Origin of the sequence: Hoyosella subflava DQS3-9A1 (assembly GCF_000214175.1) — a bacterium.
GTDB lineage: Bacteria > Actinomycetota > Actinomycetes > Mycobacteriales > Mycobacteriaceae > Hoyosella > Hoyosella subflava.
Window position 1 is genome coordinate 1,067,234 of the sequence record NC_015564.1, and the last position, 17,586, is coordinate 1,084,819.

The 17,586-nt window shown below is 60.6% G+C and carries 17 protein-coding genes, 2 tRNA genes and 1 pseudogene; 2 read left to right on the forward strand and 18 right to left on the reverse strand.

Annotated elements, in window-relative coordinates; genetic code table 11:
• Positions 1–25: 25 nt before the first annotated feature.
• The 3 genes and pseudogenes from AS9A_RS24535 to AS9A_RS05000 form a co-directional block, all read right to left on the reverse strand.
• A complete protein-coding gene (locus tag AS9A_RS24535; RefSeq protein WP_237707930.1) occupies positions 26–523 on the reverse strand; it encodes an endonuclease domain-containing protein in 498 nt (165 codons plus the stop codon).
• A gap of 249 nt (positions 524–772) precedes the next feature.
• Positions 773–910 (reverse strand): annotated as a pseudogene (locus AS9A_RS24770) (type IV toxin-antitoxin system AbiEi family antitoxin domain-containing protein); the annotation flags it as partial.
• Between the two features lie 158 nt (positions 911–1,068).
• Positions 1,069–1,141 (reverse strand) — tRNA-Lys (locus AS9A_RS05000).
• A gap of 287 nt (positions 1,142–1,428) precedes the next feature.
• Here AS9A_RS05000 and AS9A_RS05005 point away from each other — a divergent pair.
• Positions 1,429–2,622, forward strand: coding sequence for a L,D-transpeptidase (locus tag AS9A_RS05005; protein WP_192808165.1), 1,194 nt, complete (start codon positions 1,429–1,431; stop codon positions 2,620–2,622).
• Between the two features lie 10 nt (positions 2,623–2,632).
• Here AS9A_RS05005 and AS9A_RS23130 read toward each other — a convergent pair whose 3' ends face one another.
• The 5 genes from AS9A_RS23130 to cmrA form a co-directional block, all read right to left on the reverse strand.
• Positions 2,633–3,073 (reverse strand): hypothetical protein, encoded by a 441-nt coding sequence (locus AS9A_RS23130; RefSeq protein WP_013805837.1) that lies wholly within the window; start codon positions 3,071–3,073, stop codon positions 2,633–2,635.
• A gap of 152 nt (positions 3,074–3,225) precedes the next feature.
• A tRNA-His gene (locus tag AS9A_RS05015) sits at positions 3,226–3,298 on the reverse strand.
• Positions 3,299–3,362: 64 nt separating this feature from the next.
• On the reverse strand, positions 3,363–4,001 hold the full coding sequence (gene orn, locus AS9A_RS05020; protein WP_013805838.1) for an oligoribonuclease: 639 nt from the start codon (positions 3,999–4,001) through the stop codon (positions 3,363–3,365).
• A 59-nt stretch (positions 4,002–4,060) separates the two neighbouring features.
• Positions 4,061–5,734 carry an AMP-binding protein gene (locus tag AS9A_RS05025; protein WP_013805839.1) on the reverse strand — a complete coding sequence of 558 codons (1,674 nt, stop codon included), beginning with the start codon at positions 5,732–5,734 and terminating at the stop codon, positions 4,061–4,063.
• A gap of 11 nt (positions 5,735–5,745) precedes the next feature.
• Entirely contained in the window at positions 5,746–6,552 is an 807-nt protein-coding gene (cmrA, locus tag AS9A_RS05030; RefSeq protein ID WP_013805840.1) for a mycolate reductase, read from the reverse strand.
• Between the two features lie 239 nt (positions 6,553–6,791).
• On the opposite strand from cmrA, the gene AS9A_RS05035 reads away from it, so the two are divergent.
• Complete coding sequence (locus AS9A_RS05035) at positions 6,792–7,361, forward strand: hypothetical protein (RefSeq protein WP_013805841.1); 570 nt, start codon at positions 6,792–6,794, stop codon at positions 7,359–7,361.
• A gap of 352 nt (positions 7,362–7,713) precedes the next feature.
• Here AS9A_RS05035 and AS9A_RS05040 read toward each other — a convergent pair whose 3' ends face one another.
• From AS9A_RS05040 to AS9A_RS05085, 10 genes are all read right to left on the reverse strand, one after another.
• Positions 7,714–8,760: a zinc-dependent alcohol dehydrogenase family protein gene (locus AS9A_RS05040; RefSeq protein WP_013805844.1), complete on the reverse strand. Its 1,047-nt coding sequence runs from the start codon at positions 8,758–8,760 to the stop codon at positions 7,714–7,716.
• 96 nt (positions 8,761–8,856) lie between these two features.
• Positions 8,857–10,908 carry an NADPH-dependent 2,4-dienoyl-CoA reductase gene (locus AS9A_RS05045; RefSeq protein WP_013805845.1) on the reverse strand — a complete coding sequence of 684 codons (2,052 nt, stop codon included), beginning with the start codon at positions 10,906–10,908 and terminating at the stop codon, positions 8,857–8,859.
• A gap of 52 nt (positions 10,909–10,960) precedes the next feature.
• On the reverse strand, positions 10,961–11,557 hold the full coding sequence (locus tag AS9A_RS05050; RefSeq protein WP_041450882.1) for a PadR family transcriptional regulator: 597 nt from the start codon (positions 11,555–11,557) through the stop codon (positions 10,961–10,963).
• A gap of 48 nt (positions 11,558–11,605) precedes the next feature.
• Entirely contained in the window at positions 11,606–12,127 is a 522-nt protein-coding gene (locus AS9A_RS05055) for an O-acetyl-ADP-ribose deacetylase (RefSeq protein ID WP_013805847.1), read from the reverse strand.
• A 130-nt stretch (positions 12,128–12,257) separates the two neighbouring features.
• The gene (locus tag AS9A_RS05060) at positions 12,258–12,950 is read right to left on the reverse strand and encodes a fasciclin domain-containing protein (protein WP_013805848.1); all 693 of its coding nucleotides are present in this window, start codon (positions 12,948–12,950) and stop codon (positions 12,258–12,260) included.
• A gap of 115 nt (positions 12,951–13,065) precedes the next feature.
• Positions 13,066–14,625 (reverse strand): molybdopterin-dependent oxidoreductase, encoded by a 1,560-nt coding sequence (locus AS9A_RS05065; protein ID WP_013805849.1) that lies wholly within the window; start codon positions 14,623–14,625, stop codon positions 13,066–13,068.
• Positions 14,626–14,671: 46 nt separating this feature from the next.
• On the reverse strand, positions 14,672–15,403 hold the full coding sequence (locus tag AS9A_RS05070) for an anti-sigma factor (RefSeq protein WP_013805850.1): 732 nt from the start codon (positions 15,401–15,403) through the stop codon (positions 14,672–14,674).
• Positions 15,400–15,999, reverse strand: coding sequence for a sigma-70 family RNA polymerase sigma factor (locus AS9A_RS05075; RefSeq protein WP_013805851.1), 600 nt, complete (start codon positions 15,997–15,999; stop codon positions 15,400–15,402). Before AS9A_RS05075 ends, AS9A_RS05070 begins: the two co-directional genes overlap by 4 nt.
• Before the next feature lie 84 nt (positions 16,000–16,083).
• Positions 16,084–16,500: a DUF4383 domain-containing protein gene (locus AS9A_RS05080; RefSeq protein WP_013805852.1), complete on the reverse strand. Its 417-nt coding sequence runs from the start codon at positions 16,498–16,500 to the stop codon at positions 16,084–16,086.
• Between the two features lie 71 nt (positions 16,501–16,571).
• Entirely contained in the window at positions 16,572–17,564 is a 993-nt protein-coding gene (locus tag AS9A_RS05085; protein WP_013805853.1) for a YihY/virulence factor BrkB family protein, read from the reverse strand.
• Positions 17,565–17,586 lie beyond the last annotated feature (22 nt).

Here is a 17,586-nt window from a genome sequence, read left to right on the forward strand (position 1 = left end):
AATGCCGCGCGTAGCGCGTCAGGGTTTACCAAATCGTGGGGCGATTCGCTAAGGCCGCGGTAATCTCCTTCACGACGCGGTCCGGCTCATGCATCAGGTGATGCCAGGTGAAACGCAAGACGTGCCAGCCTGCATTAAGCAGGGCGTTCTGCCGGTCCATGTCGCGTTTAAAGCGTTTGGCGTCACGATGCCATGCCCACCCGTCGACCTCGATTGCGACTCGTTGAAGCGGAAAGGCGACATCGATTTCGTAGCCGAGTGCGTGGACGTGCGCTTTCCACCCAGATATTCCGGAGCGCCGCAGCAGTCTGGTGAGCATTCGTTCGGCTTCTGAAGCTCCGCCCTCACCCGCTGCGCGGAGAAGGGTCTCGGCAGCTTTCGCGCCAGCCCGGCCGCGATTACGCTCATGGACTGACCACAGGTTGTGCAGCGACGCATGCTTCTGGAGAGCCCTGTCCATGAACATTGACCCTTCGGGGTGGTCGACAGCGGCCTCGAGAATCGTCAGTGGAATGCACGTCACACGAAGGCTCCTGACGGTCGTGGTATCGAGGTTGAGCAGATTGCGGTGGCGCACATGCCTGTGCGGCACGGGGCGCACCCGACGGGCCGCAGGGATTGACACGAAATGTTTTCGAGGTGGACGTGCGAGCAATCCGTGCCACCACGCGGCGCTGAGACTGTGAGCAACCGCGGACGGTCCTGCGGAATAAACTGCCGCCCGCAGCCACGCCGCGGCGTTAGGTGAACGACCACCGTGCAGGTAGACACCCTGGTGTAGTCGCACCCATTCCCCGGACACAACCCGCCGATGAATCTGATCGCGCGACATACCAGCCCCGAGCGCCTGGCTGATTCGAATAACCCCGTCTTGATGCGCCATGATCGCCTGAACGCGCTGCAAATCCATAGAACGGTTAGACGCGCCTCGGGAGAATCGGTTCCCTCGTTCGGACGATCCGGTAGCAAATGCCGCGCGTAGCGCGTGAATACTTACCGGATCGAGCCTCGGGGGAGAGGCAACGGAAGCAAAAAGCCCCAGGTCCGAATGGACCTGGGGCTTGGAGGTGCGCCATCAGGGACTCGAACCCCGAACCCGCTGATTAAGAGTCAGCTGCTCTGCCAATTGAGCTAATGGCGCCTGCACTGCGTGCTGCGGTGTGAAACAGTAACAGGTTAGCGCCCATAGTGGAAATCGGCTGGTCAGCTCAAGCGTGCACCCGAGTCGGTCAAACAGACGATAGTGCAGTTGGGTAGGTCACGATCCTCTATCCGGGGCTAGCGTCACTCATGCATACTCATCGATAGGTTCCGCCTCGTGCGGACAATGCGTCCTGATTGCCTGAAATGCGTAACAAGCAGGTATCGAGTGGACGAAAGCTAAGCGCGTACGGCGACAAGCACGATAAGACGAGTGTGGTGGGATGCATGAAAACCCGGATGGGTAGTCCAGATCGACGTAAAAGAGCAGTGGGGGCCGCGATTCTCGCCGCCAGTGCTCTCTTTCTCTCTGTCGCATGCACGGTCCCTTCTGGTAACAGTGCAACACCTGTCAGTGAGCAAGCTGAACTGCCGAAGCCAGCGATCAGCAAGTCACAGCCCGATGGGGCGGTCGGCATCGACCCGCTCGAGCCGTTTACGCTCGCGGTGTCGGAAGGGTCTCTCGTCAACGCGACATTGACGAACATCGACGGAAAAGTTGTCGACGGTGAGATCGCGGCGGACGGAAAGTCGTGGACCACCACTGAGGTTCTGGGTTACGGCCGCGTATATACCCTTGACGCAGAAGCGCAGGGTCCGGGCGGCACGACGACCACTTCGAGCCAGTTCACGACGCTGCAACCGAACAACCTCACGATGCCGTACGCGATGCCCTGGGAGGGCGCTGTCGTCGGGATCGGTCAGCCGGTGCGTGTGCAGTTCGACGAGTCCATCCCGGATCGGAAGGCTGCTGAGGATCGCATCACCATCACGACTGACCCGCCGGTGGAGGGTGCTTTCTACTGGGTGAACAACACCGAGGTCCGTTGGCGTCCAGAAGACTACTGGGTGCCCGGCACTACTGTCACGGTCGACGTGGACGTGTACGGCTATGACCTCGGTGACGGTCTGTACGGAGAAGCGAACAAGAGCACGACCTTCACCATCGGCGACTCGGTGATCGCGATCGCGGATGACTATTCGAAGACCATTTCGATTCAGGTGAATGGCACTGTGGTCCGGACCATGCCCACGTCGTTCGGCAAGAGTTCGACGCCCACACCCAATGGCACCTACATCATTGGTGACCGGCAGCAGTCGATGATCATGGACTCATCGACATACGGCGTGCCAGTGAACTCAACGAACGGGTATCGCACGCGAGTTGAATGGGCCACACAGATGTCGTACAGCGGCATCTACGTGCACTCGGCGCCGTGGTCACTGGGGGATCAGGGCTACCGCAACGTCAGTGCCGGCTGCCTCAACGTCAGTCCTGCGAACGCGCAGTGGTTCTACTACAACACTAAGCCCGGTGACCTCGTTGTCGTCCGCAACACCGTGGGTGGCACGCTCTCCGGGTTTGACGGACTCGGTGACTGGAACATCCCGTGGTCGACCTGGAAGGCCGGGAACGCCTGAGGCAACAGCGTCAGGCGTAGTGACCTGGGAGCGTGCCGTAGCTATTGGCATAGACCTTGCCAGGCTTGGGGTGGGTGAACTTCAGTCCCGCCCACACTTCATCGATGCGCAGGCAGGTGCTCTCCACCATGCTCAGGTCGTACCCGATCGCGATCACGGACTTCATTGTCAGGTCCGTGCCAAGCTGCCCGCGTTTGGGCCACGAGACCCACAGCATCCCGTTGGCCCGGAGTCGATCACGCAGGACTGGGAACTGGCCGCGCATCTGATGCTGACGGGTGACGAACAGGTGAAGGTAGTCGAACTCGCGTGTCAGTTCGTCACACAGGTCAAGTGCAGGCAGACACATCGCGGCCACCACCGAATCCGGGGCGCCCGCGAAGTGCGCGCGCGACCCAGCTTTGATGCCCATCTTCCGCGCGACCGTTCGCGCTGTTCTCGTGTCCGTCACAACTTCGACCCTAACCGGGGATGCGGACAGTTTCTGTCCGCAATCGAAACCCAGTTTTGGGTGGCGCAGTGCTGGCTGCGCCCACAGAACGAGAACGAGGCCCGAACCCGCCAAAGATTTCCCCTGGCTGAGGTTCGAACCTCGTTCGTTTGGGTGAGCGACGGGGCTCGAACCCGCGACATCTGGGATCACAACCCAGTGCTCTACCAGCTGAGCTACGCCCACCATGCTCGCACAACACATAAGCCTCGACGACTCATTCGCAGCGAGCGTCCCGATACTAGCGCGTTTAGATGCGTTTTGCCGAATCGGGCCCCGCAGGACCGTTGTGTTCCTCCAGAAGTTCCTTCGCGACCTGCGCAATATCGGTCGTCGACGGGCCGGGGGAAGCCACGAAAGCGGTGCGACGATAGAACTTGAGTTCTCGGATTGACTCGCGAATGTCGGCGAGTGCTCGATGCGCGAGGCCCTTATCCGGCTGACCGTAGTAGATCCGCGGGTACCAGCGTCGGCACAGTTCCTTGATTGAGCTGACGTCGATCATTCGATAGTGCAGATGCTCGTCGAGTTTCGGCATGTCGCGAGAGAGGAAACCCCGGTCGGTCGCGATCGAGTTACCAGCGAGCGGGGCGGTGCTCGGCGTCGGAACGTGCTTGCGGATATAGTCCAGCACCAACTCCTGCGCCTCATCGATGGTCACCGCTGAGTTCCGCACCTCTTCGGTCAGACCGGAGCGGCGGTGCATCTCCGCCACCACGGGCTGCATCGCGTCGAGGTCAGCGTCGTCCGCGTGGATGACCACGTCGATGCCTTCGCCGAGAATATTCAGGTCTGCGTCTGTTACCAGGGCGGCGATTTCGACGAGCTTATCCTTGCTGAGGTCAAGGCCAGTCATCTCGCAGTCGATCCACACCAGCTTGTCGTGCACTCCATTCACAGTAGCCAGCATGTCACGGACATGGGTGCGTATTTACAACCAGTCGACGTTTACGTCTTCTCTTCGCCTTGTGGGTCGGGCAGGTCTCGAGGCACGACCTTCCCGGTAGCGTTGCGGGGCAGCTCTTCGAGGAAGACGACGTCCCGGGGGATCGAGTATCGCGCTAGCTTGTCCTTGACGTGCGCTTTAATGCTGTCTTCGTCGAGTTGATCGCCCGCTTGTCCCTCTTTGCGAACCACATACGCTGCGAGTCTTTTCCCGAAATCGTCGTCGTCGACGCCCACGACAGTCGACTCGAGAACACCATCGAGTTCGCTGAGCACATTCTCGACTTCGCGCGGGTACACGTTCTCTCCGCCAGAAACGATCATGTCGTCAGAACGCCCGTCAATGAAAAGCAGGCCTTCGTCATTGAGGTGGCCGAGGTCGCCGGTCGACATGAGGTTGCCCCGGACTTCTTGGTCGGCGCCCTCACGGGTGTATCCCTCAAAAATCATCCCGTTACCCACGAAGATGTTGCCGACCTCGCCGTTGGGTACCTCGTTCCCGTCGTCGTCGAGGATCTTCACGACTGTGCCCAGCGGTGCGCGGCCAGTGGTCGTCGGGTAGTCGAGCAATTCGTCCGGTGTGGCAATGGCGGCCCAGCTGACTTCCGTGGAGCCGTACAGGTTGTAGAGGACTGGGCCGAGCTCATCGAGGGTGCGCTTGACAAGCCCGGTGGGAATTGCCGATCCACTGGCGGCGATCACACGAAGGTGCGACAGGTCGACGTCGCGGTCTTTCTCGGGCAGGTCGACGATGCGATGCAGCATCGTGGGGACGAGGAAGAGTGATGCTGCCCGATGCTTAGACACCAGCCGCAGGGTGTCCTTCGGGGAGAACTTGCGCTGCATCACCAGCGTGGAACGCAGCGCGAGGTTGATCTGGACCGTTGCGAAGCCCCATGTGTGGAAAATGGGCGCGGCGATGAAGCTCACCTCTTTGCTATGAAGGGGAAAGCGAGACAGGAGAGCTGACGCGGGCATCCAGCTTCGCGGCTCCGGGCGCCTCGCGCCCTTCGGTGTGCCTGTAGTGCCTGAGGTGAGGACGATCGTCTTGCCGCGTCGAGGCCGTGCCGGGAGCTTGGCTTCGGGGCTTTTCGGCGCGGGAGCTTCGTCGATGAGTTGGGTCATGGTCGTCCACCCGTCCCGTGGTGCAGACGAGCCGGTGTCAGCCCATGAGAGCGCGACCTGAGCATCGCTGAAGTCTTCGGGGAGGAGTTCGGTGAATTCCTCGTCGAGGAACAGCCACACGAGCTTTTGTTCGCGCAGTACATCCACCAACTGACCGCTGGACGCGCCGGTATTGAGCATGACCAGGTCGGTTCCCAGGCGCGCTGACGCGCCGATCAACTGTAGGAATCCTCGGTGATTCCGGGCAAGAATACCGATGCGGTCGCCGGGCTCGACACCTTTCTGGACGAGGCTGCGAGCGAGCGCATCGGCAGTAGCGTCAAGCTCGCCGTAAGTGATTGTCCCGGCATCGTCGATCACGGCGGGATGATCGGGATTCCGGCGGGCACCGAATGCAATCAGCCCGCCGGGCGTGAAGTCGAACCGGTACCACGCGGCGGCGACCTTGCCGAGACGGTCAGGCCGCATCGGGGCGACGATCCCGGCCTTGGTAATCGGGATCAAGCCTTTGGCAAGGTCGATCGCCTCGGACAGGGACGTCTTTGAACCCATTGTTGCACCCTTCACTCTGCGCCGAGCTTCTTGTAGAAGCTACCGACAATCGGTGCGACAACCGCGCGTGGCGTGTAACCGCCCGCAACGGACATCGCCTTACTCAATGGCCCGGGCACGACACGCATCTTGTTGCGTGCAAGCGCGTCGAGGGACAGTCGTGCCGTGTACTCACCCGAAACCCAGAAGAAGTCAGGAACGACGCGTTCCACAACTGACTGCTCCTCGACAGGTGGCATATCCGTACGGACCGGCCCAGGCGCGAGGAGCGTGACGTGCACCCCGCTTCCTTTGAGTTCCCCGCGGAGCGATTCGCTAAACGAGTTGGTGAACGCCTTCGTTGCGGCATACGTCGCATTGTTGGGAATCGGCATGTTTCCCGCAGCTGAACCAGTGATCAGGATGCCGCCGCTGCGACGCTCGAGCATCCCGGGCAATACGGCGAGCGTCAGGTCATGGACCGCGACCGCATTGAGTTCGACAACGAATCGTTCGTAATCGGGATCGAGTTTGCTGACGGGTCCGAACGTTGCGATTCCCGCATTGTTGCAGAGGATTGCGATATCGCGACTGGCGAGCTCCTCACTGAGTTCAGTGCGCTTGGCGCGGTTTGCGAGGTCTATCGCCCGCACTTCGACGCTCACACCGAACTTCTCTTTCAAGCTGGCTGCGTTGCGCTCGAGCACATCCCGCCGTCGGGCAACAGTAATGAGGTTGTAGCCGCGCGAAGCGAGTTCTGCAGCGAGCGATTCACCTATTCCTTGTGACGCGCCGGTGACTACTGCGCAGTTCTCAGTGCTGGGAAGGGGTATGGCCATGACGCGATCGTACTGTGCTTGGCAGAGTCATCCGGGCAGTGGACCGCGTGGACTTCGCTGGTGTATCGACTGGATTTGTGGGTTGAATAGGGGACCAAGCGCGGAGAATTTAAAAAATAGCGTTTTGTGATAAATATGTTCTGGTGTATTCGCAAGCTTCGCTTGCTCTAATCAGGATTGATATGTCATCTGGTACTAGTGGTGTCCGTGCGGCGCCCCATGATTGTGGAGGCTTGAGGATGAGGACTTGGAGAACCGGCGTTCTATTTGCTGCATTAACTCTTTCTTATACTGCGTCGATCGGTATTGCGCATGCCGGCCATAACGGCGCCGAGGTAGAGATAACAGGCCCCGGCGAGTGCGGCGAAACAACCTTCTCTGCAAGCATCATTGACCCTGGAGGGACGCACAAGGTCGAGAACATGCGTCTTGTCGTGCACGCGGACGGGCAAACGCAAAATCAGGTAATTCCCACCGATGGCACTGAAACGTCCATTACAGTCGGCCCATTCACCACTCCCTCGATCGAGACGACAACGATCAGCTGGCGCGTGTTCGGCGGCGGAGAGCGCGATTACGATGACCCATCGTGGACTGGCTACGGAGAGGCAGGTTTCGGTGCGGACGTCGCAGAATATGGCAATGAGCATACCTTTGGGTGGACGGTTGCTGGTCCGGACGATCCGAATCCGTTTACGACGTGGCACACAATCGACGTCCAAACCTGTGCGGGTGGTGGCGCTGAATGCTCGGGAATGAATATCGACCTAGGATCAATTCAGTTCTGCCTCCCGGAGTTCGCGTCCTGAAACTGAAATGCAAACGGTGGCGATTCAGCAGTCTTTTCGATGCCCTCGTGGATCAAACGCATCGTAGGCATCAAGCGCGCCATCGAACGGGAACTTTGGGTCAAAAGCTGAGGAGACGATAGGGCGTCCGAACATTGGCGCTGATAGCCACTTGATCAGGTATCGGATGATTCTCGGACCAAGCGCTGCTGACCGCGGCTCAGGTGAATTCTATGAGACGACGGTGACGGGTTGCGCAGATCCTGTCCCTGACCCTCCCCGTGGCGGCATCCAGCTTGATTTCGGCTCACTTTTTGGCAGCCTCATCGGGTCTTAGTAAGTCACTAACACGACGCGAGAGTCGAGCCTGCGGTCAGACCTGAAGCATCACTTTGATTGCCGACCGGGTATCCATTGCCCGGTAGGCTTCGCCCACCTCGTCAAGCTTCATAGTGGAGTCGAAGACCTTCCCTGGATTGATGCCTCCCGTCGTCACATCAGTGAGTAACTCCGTGATGTAGCCGCGCACGGGCGCAACCCCGCCGCCAATGCGCAGGTTCTTGCTGAAGATCGCGCCCGCGGGCAGTTCCGGGGCGCCCGCGGGCACGCCGACAAAACCGAGGTGTCCGCCGGGCCGGAGGCTGGCGAGCGCTTGTGACATCGAGTCTTTCATCCCGACGCATTCGAGCGCGCAGTCTGCTCCGCCACCAATGAGGTCTTTGACGTGCGCGACGCCTTCTTTCCCGCGCTCGGCGACGACATCTGTCGCGCCGAATTCGCGTGCCAGCGACTGCCGTGTTTCGTGGCGGGACATCGCGATGATGCGTTCGGCTCCGAGCCGTTTCGCTGCAATGACCGCGCACAGGCCGACAGCCCCATCACCCACAACCACAACTGTGGAGCCGGGGGATACGTTCGCCATGACGGCCGCGTGATGACCGGTGCCCATCACGTCGGTCAGCGTGAGCAGGCTTGCGTACGTGTCGGGCTCTGGCTGTTCAGGAAGACCGACGAGCGTTCCGTCCGCGTAGGGGACACGCACGAATTCTGCTTGGGCACCACCGAGCTGCTCACCGGCGCGGTTCAGTCCCCCCCAGAAACCACCCCGGGTGCAGGATGTGTAGATGCCGTTCGTGCAGTTCGCGCAGGTCCCGTCGCTGTTCGCGAATGGTGCGATGACGAAATCTCCGACACCGACTCCCTGTACTTCGGTGCCAGTTTCTTCGACGACGCCGATGAATTCGTGACCGATCGGGTGCGGCTGATCTGTAGGTTCAGTGCCTCTGTAGGCCCATAGATCGGACCCGCATACGCAGGTGCGGATGACGCGGACGATCGCATCTGTGGGAGCGGCGATCGCGGGATCGGCGACGGTTTCGAGCCGGACATCACCTGGTCCGTGGATGATCGTTGAACGCATGCGCTCCAGGCTATACGTCAGGCAGCTGACCCTTCTCCGCGACTGCGCACGACCGCGCGTACGTGCGACGCGGAGAAGGGCGGTGGTTGCGCCGCGCTATAGCTTCGCTGCGAGCTCCGTGCCCTGCCGGATGGCGCGCTTCGCGTCGATCTCGGCGGCGACATCGGCGCCACCGATGATGTGGGTTGGAATGTTGGCGGCTTTCAGTTCCGCTTCGAGGTCCCGTACGGATTCCTGCCCGGCGCACAGAACAACAGTGTCCACGTCGAGGATCTTCGCGTCCTTACTTTCCTCGCCGAAACTGATGTGCAAACCCTGGTCGTCGATGCGTTCATAGTTGGCACCGGTGATCTGCTTGACCTTTTTGCCCTTCAGTGCCGCGAGGTGCACCCACCCGGTTGTCTTTCCCAGCGACTTGCCGATCCGGCTGGATTTGCGCTGGAGAAGGTAGACCTCGCGCGGGGACGGCGACGGTTTACGTTCCGTCACGAAACCGGGGAGTGTCTCCTCGTAGTCGACGCCCCATTCTGCCTTCCACTCTTCGAGGTTGAGCGACGGAGAAGTCTCGTGTGTGAGGAACTCGCTCACGTCGACGCCGATGCCACCGGCCCCGATCACGGCAACTTTTTGTCCGATGGGCTTCTTCTCCTTCACGGCTTCGGCATAAGTGAGGACTTTCGCGTGGTCGACGCCCGTGATCTTCGGGACCCGGGGCGTGACTCCGGTAGCGAGGATGACGTCGTCGAACCCACCTTCGATGAGTTCGCTCGCGCTGACTCGAGTGTTCACATGCAGTGTGACCTGTTTGACTTCGATCTGACGCTTGTAATAGCGGATCGTTTCAGCAAACTCCTCTTTGCCAGGAATCTCTTTGGCTATCGCGAATTGTCCGCCGATTTCCGAGTCCGCTTCGAACAGTTCGACCTTGTGGCCCCTGTCCGCGAGGTTGATCGCTGCAGACAGGCCAGCTGGGCCGGCCCCAACTACAGCGACCCGCTTCGCGCGTTTGGTTGGCAACAGAACGAGTTCGGTCTCTCGCCCCGCCCTTGGGTTGAGCAGGCAGGAAACCTTCTTCATCCCGAATGCGTGGTCGAGGCACGCCTGGTTGCAGGCGATGCAGGTGTTGATTTCGTCTTCGCGTGACTCAGCGGCTTTGTTGACCCAATCCGGATCGGCAAGCATCGGCCGTGCCATCGAGATCAGCTGAGCATCCCCGTTTTCGAGGATCTCCTCGGCCATTTCGGGCATGTTGATCCGGTTAGATGCGCACACGGGAATGCCGACGTACTTCTCGAGCTTAGAGGTCACCTCGACGAATGCGCCGCGCGGAACAGAAGTGACGATTGTCGGTACGCGCGCCTCGTGCCAGCCGATATCGGTGTTGATGATGTCGACTCCGGAACCTTCGAGTTCCTTCGCAAGCCCGACAATTTCGTCCCACGTCTGGCCATCCTCGACGAGGTCCGCCATGGAGAGCCGGAAGATCACAATGAAATCCGTGCCGACCGCGTCCCGGATCGCCCTGGAGATTTCGACAGCGATACGCCGACGGTTTTCGGGTGAGCCGCCCCATTTGTCGGTGCGCTTGTTCGACCTCGTACACAGGAACTGGTTGATGAAGTACCCTTCACCACCCATGATCTCGACCCCGTCGTAGCCGGCCTCTTTCGCCAGCCTGGCGCACCGGGCGTAGTCGCGGATCGTCTTCTTGATCAAGATGTCCGGGAGTGCGAACGGCGTGAACGGGTTGATGGGCGATTTGATCCTCGAGGCTGAAACACTGAAGGGCAGATAGCTGTAACGACCGCCGTGCAGAATCTGCAACGCGATCTTGCCGCCCTCTTTGTGCACTGCACCCGTGATCTCGCGGTGGCGCTTCGCCTCCTTCTTTGTTGTGAGCTTGCCAGCGAAGGGGTAGAGGCAGCCCTCGAGATTGGGGGAGTAGCCGCCAGTGACAAGAAGTGCCGCGCCCCCACGCGCCCGCTCAGCGAAGTAAGCCGCGAGCTTCTTCGTATTCTTCGGCCGATCTTCGAGGCCCGTGTGCATTGAACCCATGATGACCCGGTTTCGAAGCGTCGTGAAGCCCAGGTCAAGTGGGGACAGCAGGTTCGGATACTTGGAGTGCGGCGTTGCGGAGCTATCGGCCATTGGTGATGTCACTTTCATGAGGGGGCGACCAGAATGCGGGCTGTGCATCCGGTTAGCGAGGGTGGGCGGGCTGCGCCTCTTCTCGCGCATTCTCTGGCTTGTGCGGCTGCTTCAGAACGCCGGTGAGGCGGGCGATTACTTCGCTGCACCATTCGGCAAGCGTCTGTTCTTCGAGAATCCCGGCTCTAAGTACCAGATACTGGTGCAGAGCGCGACCGGTCAGCGATTCTGCATCGGGGAAGTCCCGCGCCTCAATCTCGCGATACACGGCGAGCTGGCGGAGAGCGGTGTCGCGGTATTGAGTAAATTGCTCTACCAGCGCGCCAGCATCTCCGTAGCTGGCGCCGCGAAGCTTGACCGCTAGGGTCGCTCGAGAGTTCGTCTCGCCGGTCTTCTCGGAGATCCACGCTCGCAGGGCTTTCTGGCCTTCCGTGCTCGGTCTGTAGACCTTTTTGTCGGGCCGCGCGTCCTGATAGACGACTTCCTGATTGACCCAGCCGACGTCAGCCATTCGCTTGAGCGTGCGGTAAATCTGCTGGTGACTTGCGCTCCAGAAGTAGCCGATGGAGCGGTCGAATCGCCGGGCCAGCTCGTAACCAGACCCAGCGCGCTCCATCAGCGATACGAGAATCGCATGCTCCAACGACATGCCAGGAGCATAGCTATGCAACTGGTTTCATAGCAAGCCTGAATTGCCCTACTCGTGGCGCCGGATCTCTTCAAACGCCTGTTGCAGCGCATCTGCCGCTGGCGGTGAGTACGCGACAAGGTGGACCGCCAACTTCGTGCGCGAGGTGTAGACGGCTTCAACGGCCAGCAGTGCCGCGTTTGCGAGTGGCCACCCGTACGCCCCTGCGGAGATCAGCGGAAAGGCGATAGACCTGGCCCCGAGTCCGCTCGCGACATCGAGGCTGCTGAGGTAAGCCGAACGAAGTATGTCAGAGCGATCCTCACTGGCCGAGTAGACCGGGCCAACTGTATGAATGACCCACCGCGCCGAAAGGTCTCCGGCAGTTGTCGCTATCGCTTTCCCGGGTGGCAGTCCCGACGGAAATGTCGTAGCACGGATTTCTTGGCAGTCTCGCAGGATTGCCGGACCACCGGCGCGGTGAATCGCTCCATCAACTCCGCCGCCACCCAGTAGAGAGGAATTTGCTGCATTGACGATCGCGTCGGTCTCGGCCTGGGTTATGTCACCCTGATATATTTCGATGCGCATTCTGACTCCGCAGGAATTTAGGGTTGCTTAACAACTTCAGTGTATCGGGCGGAAACTCGTCAAAAAGCGAAAACCACCTCAGCTGAGGCTGAGGTGGTTTTCACGCATTACCTGTTAGGTAATTGAGGGATCACTCCTCCGGCGGAAGCATCACGGTGTCGATGACAAACACGGTGGCGTTGGCCGTAGGAATATTGCCGCACAGCACGGTCGCGTCGTTGACGGTGACGTCATCGCCCGATCCGCTGATTGTGATTGTCTCGCCCTGGATGGTTTCGAGCTCGCCAGCCTCGAGGATCGCGTCACGATCGTGGCGCTCCGGAACGACGTGGTAGGTCAGGATCGACGTCAACTGCTCCTGATCCGCGAGCACCTCGTTCAAGGTCTCTTCACCGAGCGCGTCGAAGGCATCGTCAGTCGGTGCGAAGACGGTGTACTCGGCGTTCGGATCGTTCAGGGTATCAACAAGACCTGCTTCGTCGACTGCGGTTGCCAGAGTCTGCAGCAGCGGGTTGTTGCTCGCTGCGGTGGCTACGGGATCGGCGACCATGCCGTCGAGCGAGCCTGGATCACTTGGGTCTGTAGGCACAGCGCCGCAGGCTTCGCCGAAGACATCGTCGACGGTGGTGACACCGTCGCCCATGGCCATGTCGTCATCTTCCATGGTGGTGTCGTCTTCCATGGTCGTGTCGTCTTCCATGGTAGGCACAGCGTCCTGGACTGTGTCCGTTGTGCCGTTCTCGTCGTCGGTGCCGCACGCAGACATTACTAATGCGAGCGCCGAGGCGGCCGAAAGCACAGCGATTTTCTTGGTAACGCGCATTGGACTATCACTCCTTCATCGGACGTGGCCCGGACCAGTTCCTCCGGTGCCTTCGAATGATATTCGACGCGATGTTGCCTGAGGATTGGTTGAGAAGAAAGAAATATTTTCGAGATCATGCTTGGGCACTGAAGGCGATCGAATGCCAGCCTGTTGCACCATCCGGTATAGGAGGTACGCGCTCTTCTTGCTGCGTAAAACCGGTGCGGTCAGTGGCGCGACATTCAATACGATGGCTTCCGGGCTCGAGATCCAGCTCAATTCGCCACATCCGCCACGTGTCGATATTGACTTCAGTGCTCAATTCGGTTTCAACCCATTCGCCGCCGTCCACGCGAACTTCGACACGGTCGATGCCAGTGTGCTGTGCCCACGCGATTCCGGCTGCCACGTACCGGCCGGGCGGGACTTCAGCGAACGAGCGCGGTCGGTCGATCCGGGACATCGTTTTGACTGGTCCGCGCTCAGCCCAGTTGCGCCGGACCCAGTAGGCGTCGAACTCATCGAACGTGGTGACTTCCATGTCGACCAGCCACTTCGTGGCTGACACGTATCCGTACAGGCCAGGAACAACCATGCGCACAGGGAACCCGTGCTTGACGGGAAGCGGTTCGCCGTTCATGCCGATGGCGACGAGGGCGTTGCTGTCTTCAGCCATCACAACATCCACTGGAGTGCCACACGTCCAACCGTCGGAACTGGTCGTTGCCAGCTGGTCGGCGCGGGGGTTGAGGCCCGCTCGACGAAGTATGTCTGCCAAAGAGACGCCGATGAAGTTCGCGGTCGAGATGTACGGGCCACCGACTTCGTTAGACACGCAAACCAGCGTGATCGTCTTCTCCACCAGCGGCATTGACAGCAAATCATCGTAGGTGAGAACGATCTCGCGATCGACCATGCCGTGGATGCGGAGTTGCCATGTGTCGGCGCGCAACTGCGGAAGCGTCAGCGCAGTGTCTACGCGATAGAACTCAGAGTTCGGGGTGATGAAAGTTGGTGTCCCGTCCGCCGTGAAGTCAGCGCCGGGAGGTATCGGCGGTGCGGGAATGTCCGCGATGATGTCGAGCGCCTCCCGGGAACTTTCCGCACCAACTCGCTGGCCAAGCATCCTGCCGCCGAGTGCGGCTGCCCCCGCGCCCACTGCGACGGCGGTCGAAGTGACCAGGAATGTGCGACGGCCCAGGCCGGGAACGTCCCAGGCCATCTGTTTATTCTCGCTGGGCACTTCGGGCGAATCGGGTACCGCTGCCGCGCCGTGCAACCAGACAAAGCTCGCCACGCCCGCAAGGATGCTGACGGCAGGAGGGACGAGCCACAGACCAGTGAATGTCGGGCGAGAGAGCGCCGCCGCCACCGCCGCAGCGCCCAGGATCAGGATCAGAGCCGATCCCGCGATCTTCGATTTCCGTGAAGCGAGCCCCGCGACCGCGGCGAGAACCAGAAGACCTAATCCGATCGAACCGAGAAGGACATTCTTGTTGTCCTCTCCGAACTGCTGGATCGCGAACTCCTTCATCGGCGTGGGTGTAACGTCGATGACCGCGTTTCCGACCGCGAAAATCGGTGAGGCTTCGGGACTGATGAAACCCGCTGCTAGGTGGCCCGCGCCGAGAGCCGCCGCCACCGCCAGAATGCTCACCGCGACGGCGCGCAACGGTGCGATGGTGACGGCCATTCCACTCTCCCTCTTCTCGTGTTCTTGTGCGTCTAGGCCTCCGGTGTCAGTCAACTGGCATGACCATGATCGGGTCGGTGGTGCCCTGCGGTGAACCGCCGGCCGGTTCGATCGTCACCGCGAGTTGCGAACCCTCGCCGATTCCCCGGGCGAGTACTGCATCTTGTTCGTAATTTTCGATGAGTCCCGGCGAGTGGCTGCCGTCTGGCCCTAGCACCCACAGTTGATACGCGAGATCCTCGGGAAGCGGCGCGAGATCGTGCGTCACGAATAGGGCTGCTCCGTGGCTATGTGCGACCACCGCGGTGGCAGCGCCGCCACTCTCCATTGTCGTGGTCATCATCTGGGCGTCTTCGGCGGTGATCAGCGTGGCGAATTCCTCGTACTGCTGTGCGAGAAGTTGGCGCGCTTCCGTCTCGTCACTTAGACGTTCGTTGACCTGCCCGAGTTGGATCCCAAGCGCGATAGCGACAACCAGGCTGGCTGCCGCAACGACCGAAGATGCGACTGGTAGCCATGATGTCCGACGTGGCTCAGGCGCAATTTCAGGGGGCCGTTGGCGCGTCTGTGCGACCTCGTTCAGAACGCGCTCGCGCAGCTGTTCTGGCGGATCAACCGCGGCAGCGGCGCCGACGCGTGCGGCGGCTTCACGCAGTTCAGCGACTTCGTTGGCGCACATCGGGCACCGCTTCAGGTGCGCCTCGAAGCGTTCGCGCTCAAAAGCGGGCAAAGCGTTGAGGGCGTAGGCCCCTGTTAGCGAATGAAAGTCGGTTCTCACCGCGATACCCCCATGCAATCCCTCAACCGGATAAGCCCATCCCTCATCCGGGTCTTGATAGTCCCCAGCGGCACCTTCAGCAGTGTCGCGACCTCGGGATAGGTGTATCCCTGGTAGAAAGCGAGCATTACCGATTCGCGCTGCAGTTCCGTCAGCGAGCCGAGACATCGCTGTACCTGGCGGCGCTCCATCTTTGCGTCTACTTTCTCGCTGACCTCGTCGAAACTCCGTTGCTCCGACGTGTATGCCGCTTTTCGTTCGCGGTCCGTCGACGCTTGTGCGGAGCGGACGCGATCTACCGCGCGTCGATGCGCGAGTGTCATCGCCCAAGTCATTGCGCTGCCTCGTTCCGGGTCGAAACGGGGAGCGGTCCGCCAGAGTTCAACGAGAACGTCCTGCGTGACTTCCTCTGATTGGGCGTGATCGCGCACAATCCGCCGGACCAGTCCAAACACTGACGGAGTCACGTGGTCGTAGAATTGAGCGAACGCCTCCTCATCGCCCAGGCTCGCTCGCGAGAGAAGTACCTCGGGTGGCTCGGGGGCCCCGTCGTCTCCGGCCGGTACGACGGCCCGAACACGCTCATGCTCCGGCATATCGGACATCCTTCCTGTGCTTTCTCAGCATGGGTGACCGCTCCGCGCTGCGGGAGGGATTGGCCGAAGTGCGCATAGTGACTGTCATGGCGACACAAACTTTGGGCGGGCTACTGGGCGGTCCGCGAGCATGCCCACGCCGAGGAGGGCAAGCGCGCTACCCAAGTGCAGGATATGGTCCGGTCCGTTGAGAGCCAGGACATTGAGCACCGTTGCACTGATGATTGGCCCAGCCACGCCGACGAGCAGGTAAGTTGCGCCGACTGCTACGTTCGCTGCCTTAGCAGTACGGGTTCCGGCTGTGGCGGCCACGATGAGGCCGACACCAACTAGCAGATGAACGATGTTATGCAGGACGTTGACACCGAAGAGTCCGAGCAGGGCACCTCCTTCCGCGCCAGCGACAGGGAACCCACCCGAAACGGTGAAACCGAGAATGCCTACGGCGAGGTAAATCGTGCCGAACCCGTATGCGGCAAGTTGGTTCACGCTCCGCGACATCAGTCCTCCCTGGCCCGTATCAGTCAGTCACTGATGTATTCGCGACCGGAGGCACCCAGGATTGGTCCGACTCACGGCTGGGTCTCGTCAGGATGGCCCCGGCCACGCCGTAGTCGCAGTCCGTCCCGCTCTTCCTCTTCACGCTGACTGTCCCGCTTGATGGTGGCTTGTGTGTCGCGCGGCTCCAGTCGCACCTGATCCTCGGCCGGAACGCCATTCTGGAGTTGCTTTCCGCGCTGGATTTCACTGTCGAGTTCGGCGCCGAACAGGAGCGCGATGTTTGTGATCCACAACCAGAGGAGGAAGACGACAATGCCAGCTAGGGAACCGTATGTTTGGTTGTACGTCGCGAAGTTGGTGACGAAGCTGCCGAAACCTATTGAGCCCGCTACCCACACGCTGATCGCCACAACTGCCCCAGCGCTGAGCCAGCGAAAGCGGTGCCGCCGCACATTAGGTGTCGCGTAGTACAGGAGCGCCACCAGCACCATCACGAGGAGGAGGATGAGCGGGAACCGGGCGAAGTTCCACACTTGCAAGGTGGTGTCCCCGAGTCCGACAAGTCCGCCGACTGCGAAGAGTATCGGGCCGCTTACGACAAGCATCGCGCACACCAGCGCAGCAAACACCAGGACAACTATGGTGACGCCAAGCATGAATGGACGCAGTTTCCAGAAGGGCCGACCCTCCTCAACACCATGAATGCGGTTCAGTGCCTGGCCGAACCCATTGACGTAAATCGAAGCTGTCCACAGCGCGCCGATGAGACCTGCGGCAAAGGCAAGACCTGCCGAGGGGGTAGCTACGACCTGTTCGATCGGTCCTTCCAGCGCTTCAACGACGACTTCTGGTGCAACATCGGCGAGGAATTCCAGCGCCGCGTCAACCGTTCGCTGGCCCTGACCTAGCAAACCCACGAGCGAGACGAGAGCAAGCAAAGCAGGGAAAAGCGACAGCACGGCATAGAAAGTGAGCGCGGCCGCGAGATCGACGCAGTCATCACGCAAGAAATTCCGGCCGGTCTTCTTCGCTATGTAGCGCCATGACGCCGTAGTTAGTTGCATCGACGAACCTGGCTTTTCAGTT

Excerpts from the sequence above, each read along its gene's own strand:
- AS9A_RS05075 (WP_013805851.1), bottom strand. The coding sequence starts at position 15,999 with ATGCCGGAGCATGAGCGTGTTCGGGCCGTCGTACCGGCCGGAGACGAC.
- AS9A_RS05045 (WP_013805845.1), bottom strand. The coding sequence starts at position 10,908 with ATGGCCGATAGCTCCGCAACGCCGCACTCCAAGTATCCGAACCTGCTG.
- AS9A_RS05025 (WP_013805839.1), bottom strand. The coding sequence starts at position 5,734 with ATGGGTTCAAAGACGTCCCTGTCCGAGGCGATCGACCTTGCCAAAGGC.
- AS9A_RS05005 (WP_192808165.1), top strand. The coding sequence starts at position 1,429 with ATGAAAACCCGGATGGGTAGTCCAGATCGACGTAAAAGAGCAGTGGGG.
- AS9A_RS05085 (WP_013805853.1), bottom strand. The coding sequence starts at position 17,564 with ATGCAACTAACTACGGCGTCATGGCGCTACATAGCGAAGAAGACCGGC.
- AS9A_RS05065 (WP_013805849.1), bottom strand. The coding sequence starts at position 14,625 with ATGGCCGTCACCATCGCACCGTTGCGCGCCGTCGCGGTGAGCATTCTG.
- AS9A_RS05055 (WP_013805847.1), bottom strand. The coding sequence starts at position 12,127 with ATGCGCATCGAAATATATCAGGGTGACATAACCCAGGCCGAGACCGAC.
- AS9A_RS05040 (WP_013805844.1), bottom strand. The coding sequence starts at position 8,760 with ATGCGTTCAACGATCATCCACGGACCAGGTGATGTCCGGCTCGAAACC.
- cmrA (WP_013805840.1), bottom strand. The coding sequence starts at position 6,552 with ATGGCCATACCCCTTCCCAGCACTGAGAACTGCGCAGTAGTCACCGGC.
- AS9A_RS05080 (WP_013805852.1), bottom strand. The coding sequence starts at position 16,500 with ATGTCGCGGAGCGTGAACCAACTTGCCGCATACGGGTTCGGCACGATT.
- AS9A_RS05050 (WP_041450882.1), bottom strand. The coding sequence starts at position 11,557 with ATGTCGTTGGAGCATGCGATTCTCGTATCGCTGATGGAGCGCGCTGGG.
- AS9A_RS05060 (WP_013805848.1), bottom strand. The coding sequence starts at position 12,950 with ATGCGCGTTACCAAGAAAATCGCTGTGCTTTCGGCCGCCTCGGCGCTC.
- AS9A_RS05035 (WP_013805841.1), top strand. The coding sequence starts at position 6,792 with ATGAGGACTTGGAGAACCGGCGTTCTATTTGCTGCATTAACTCTTTCT.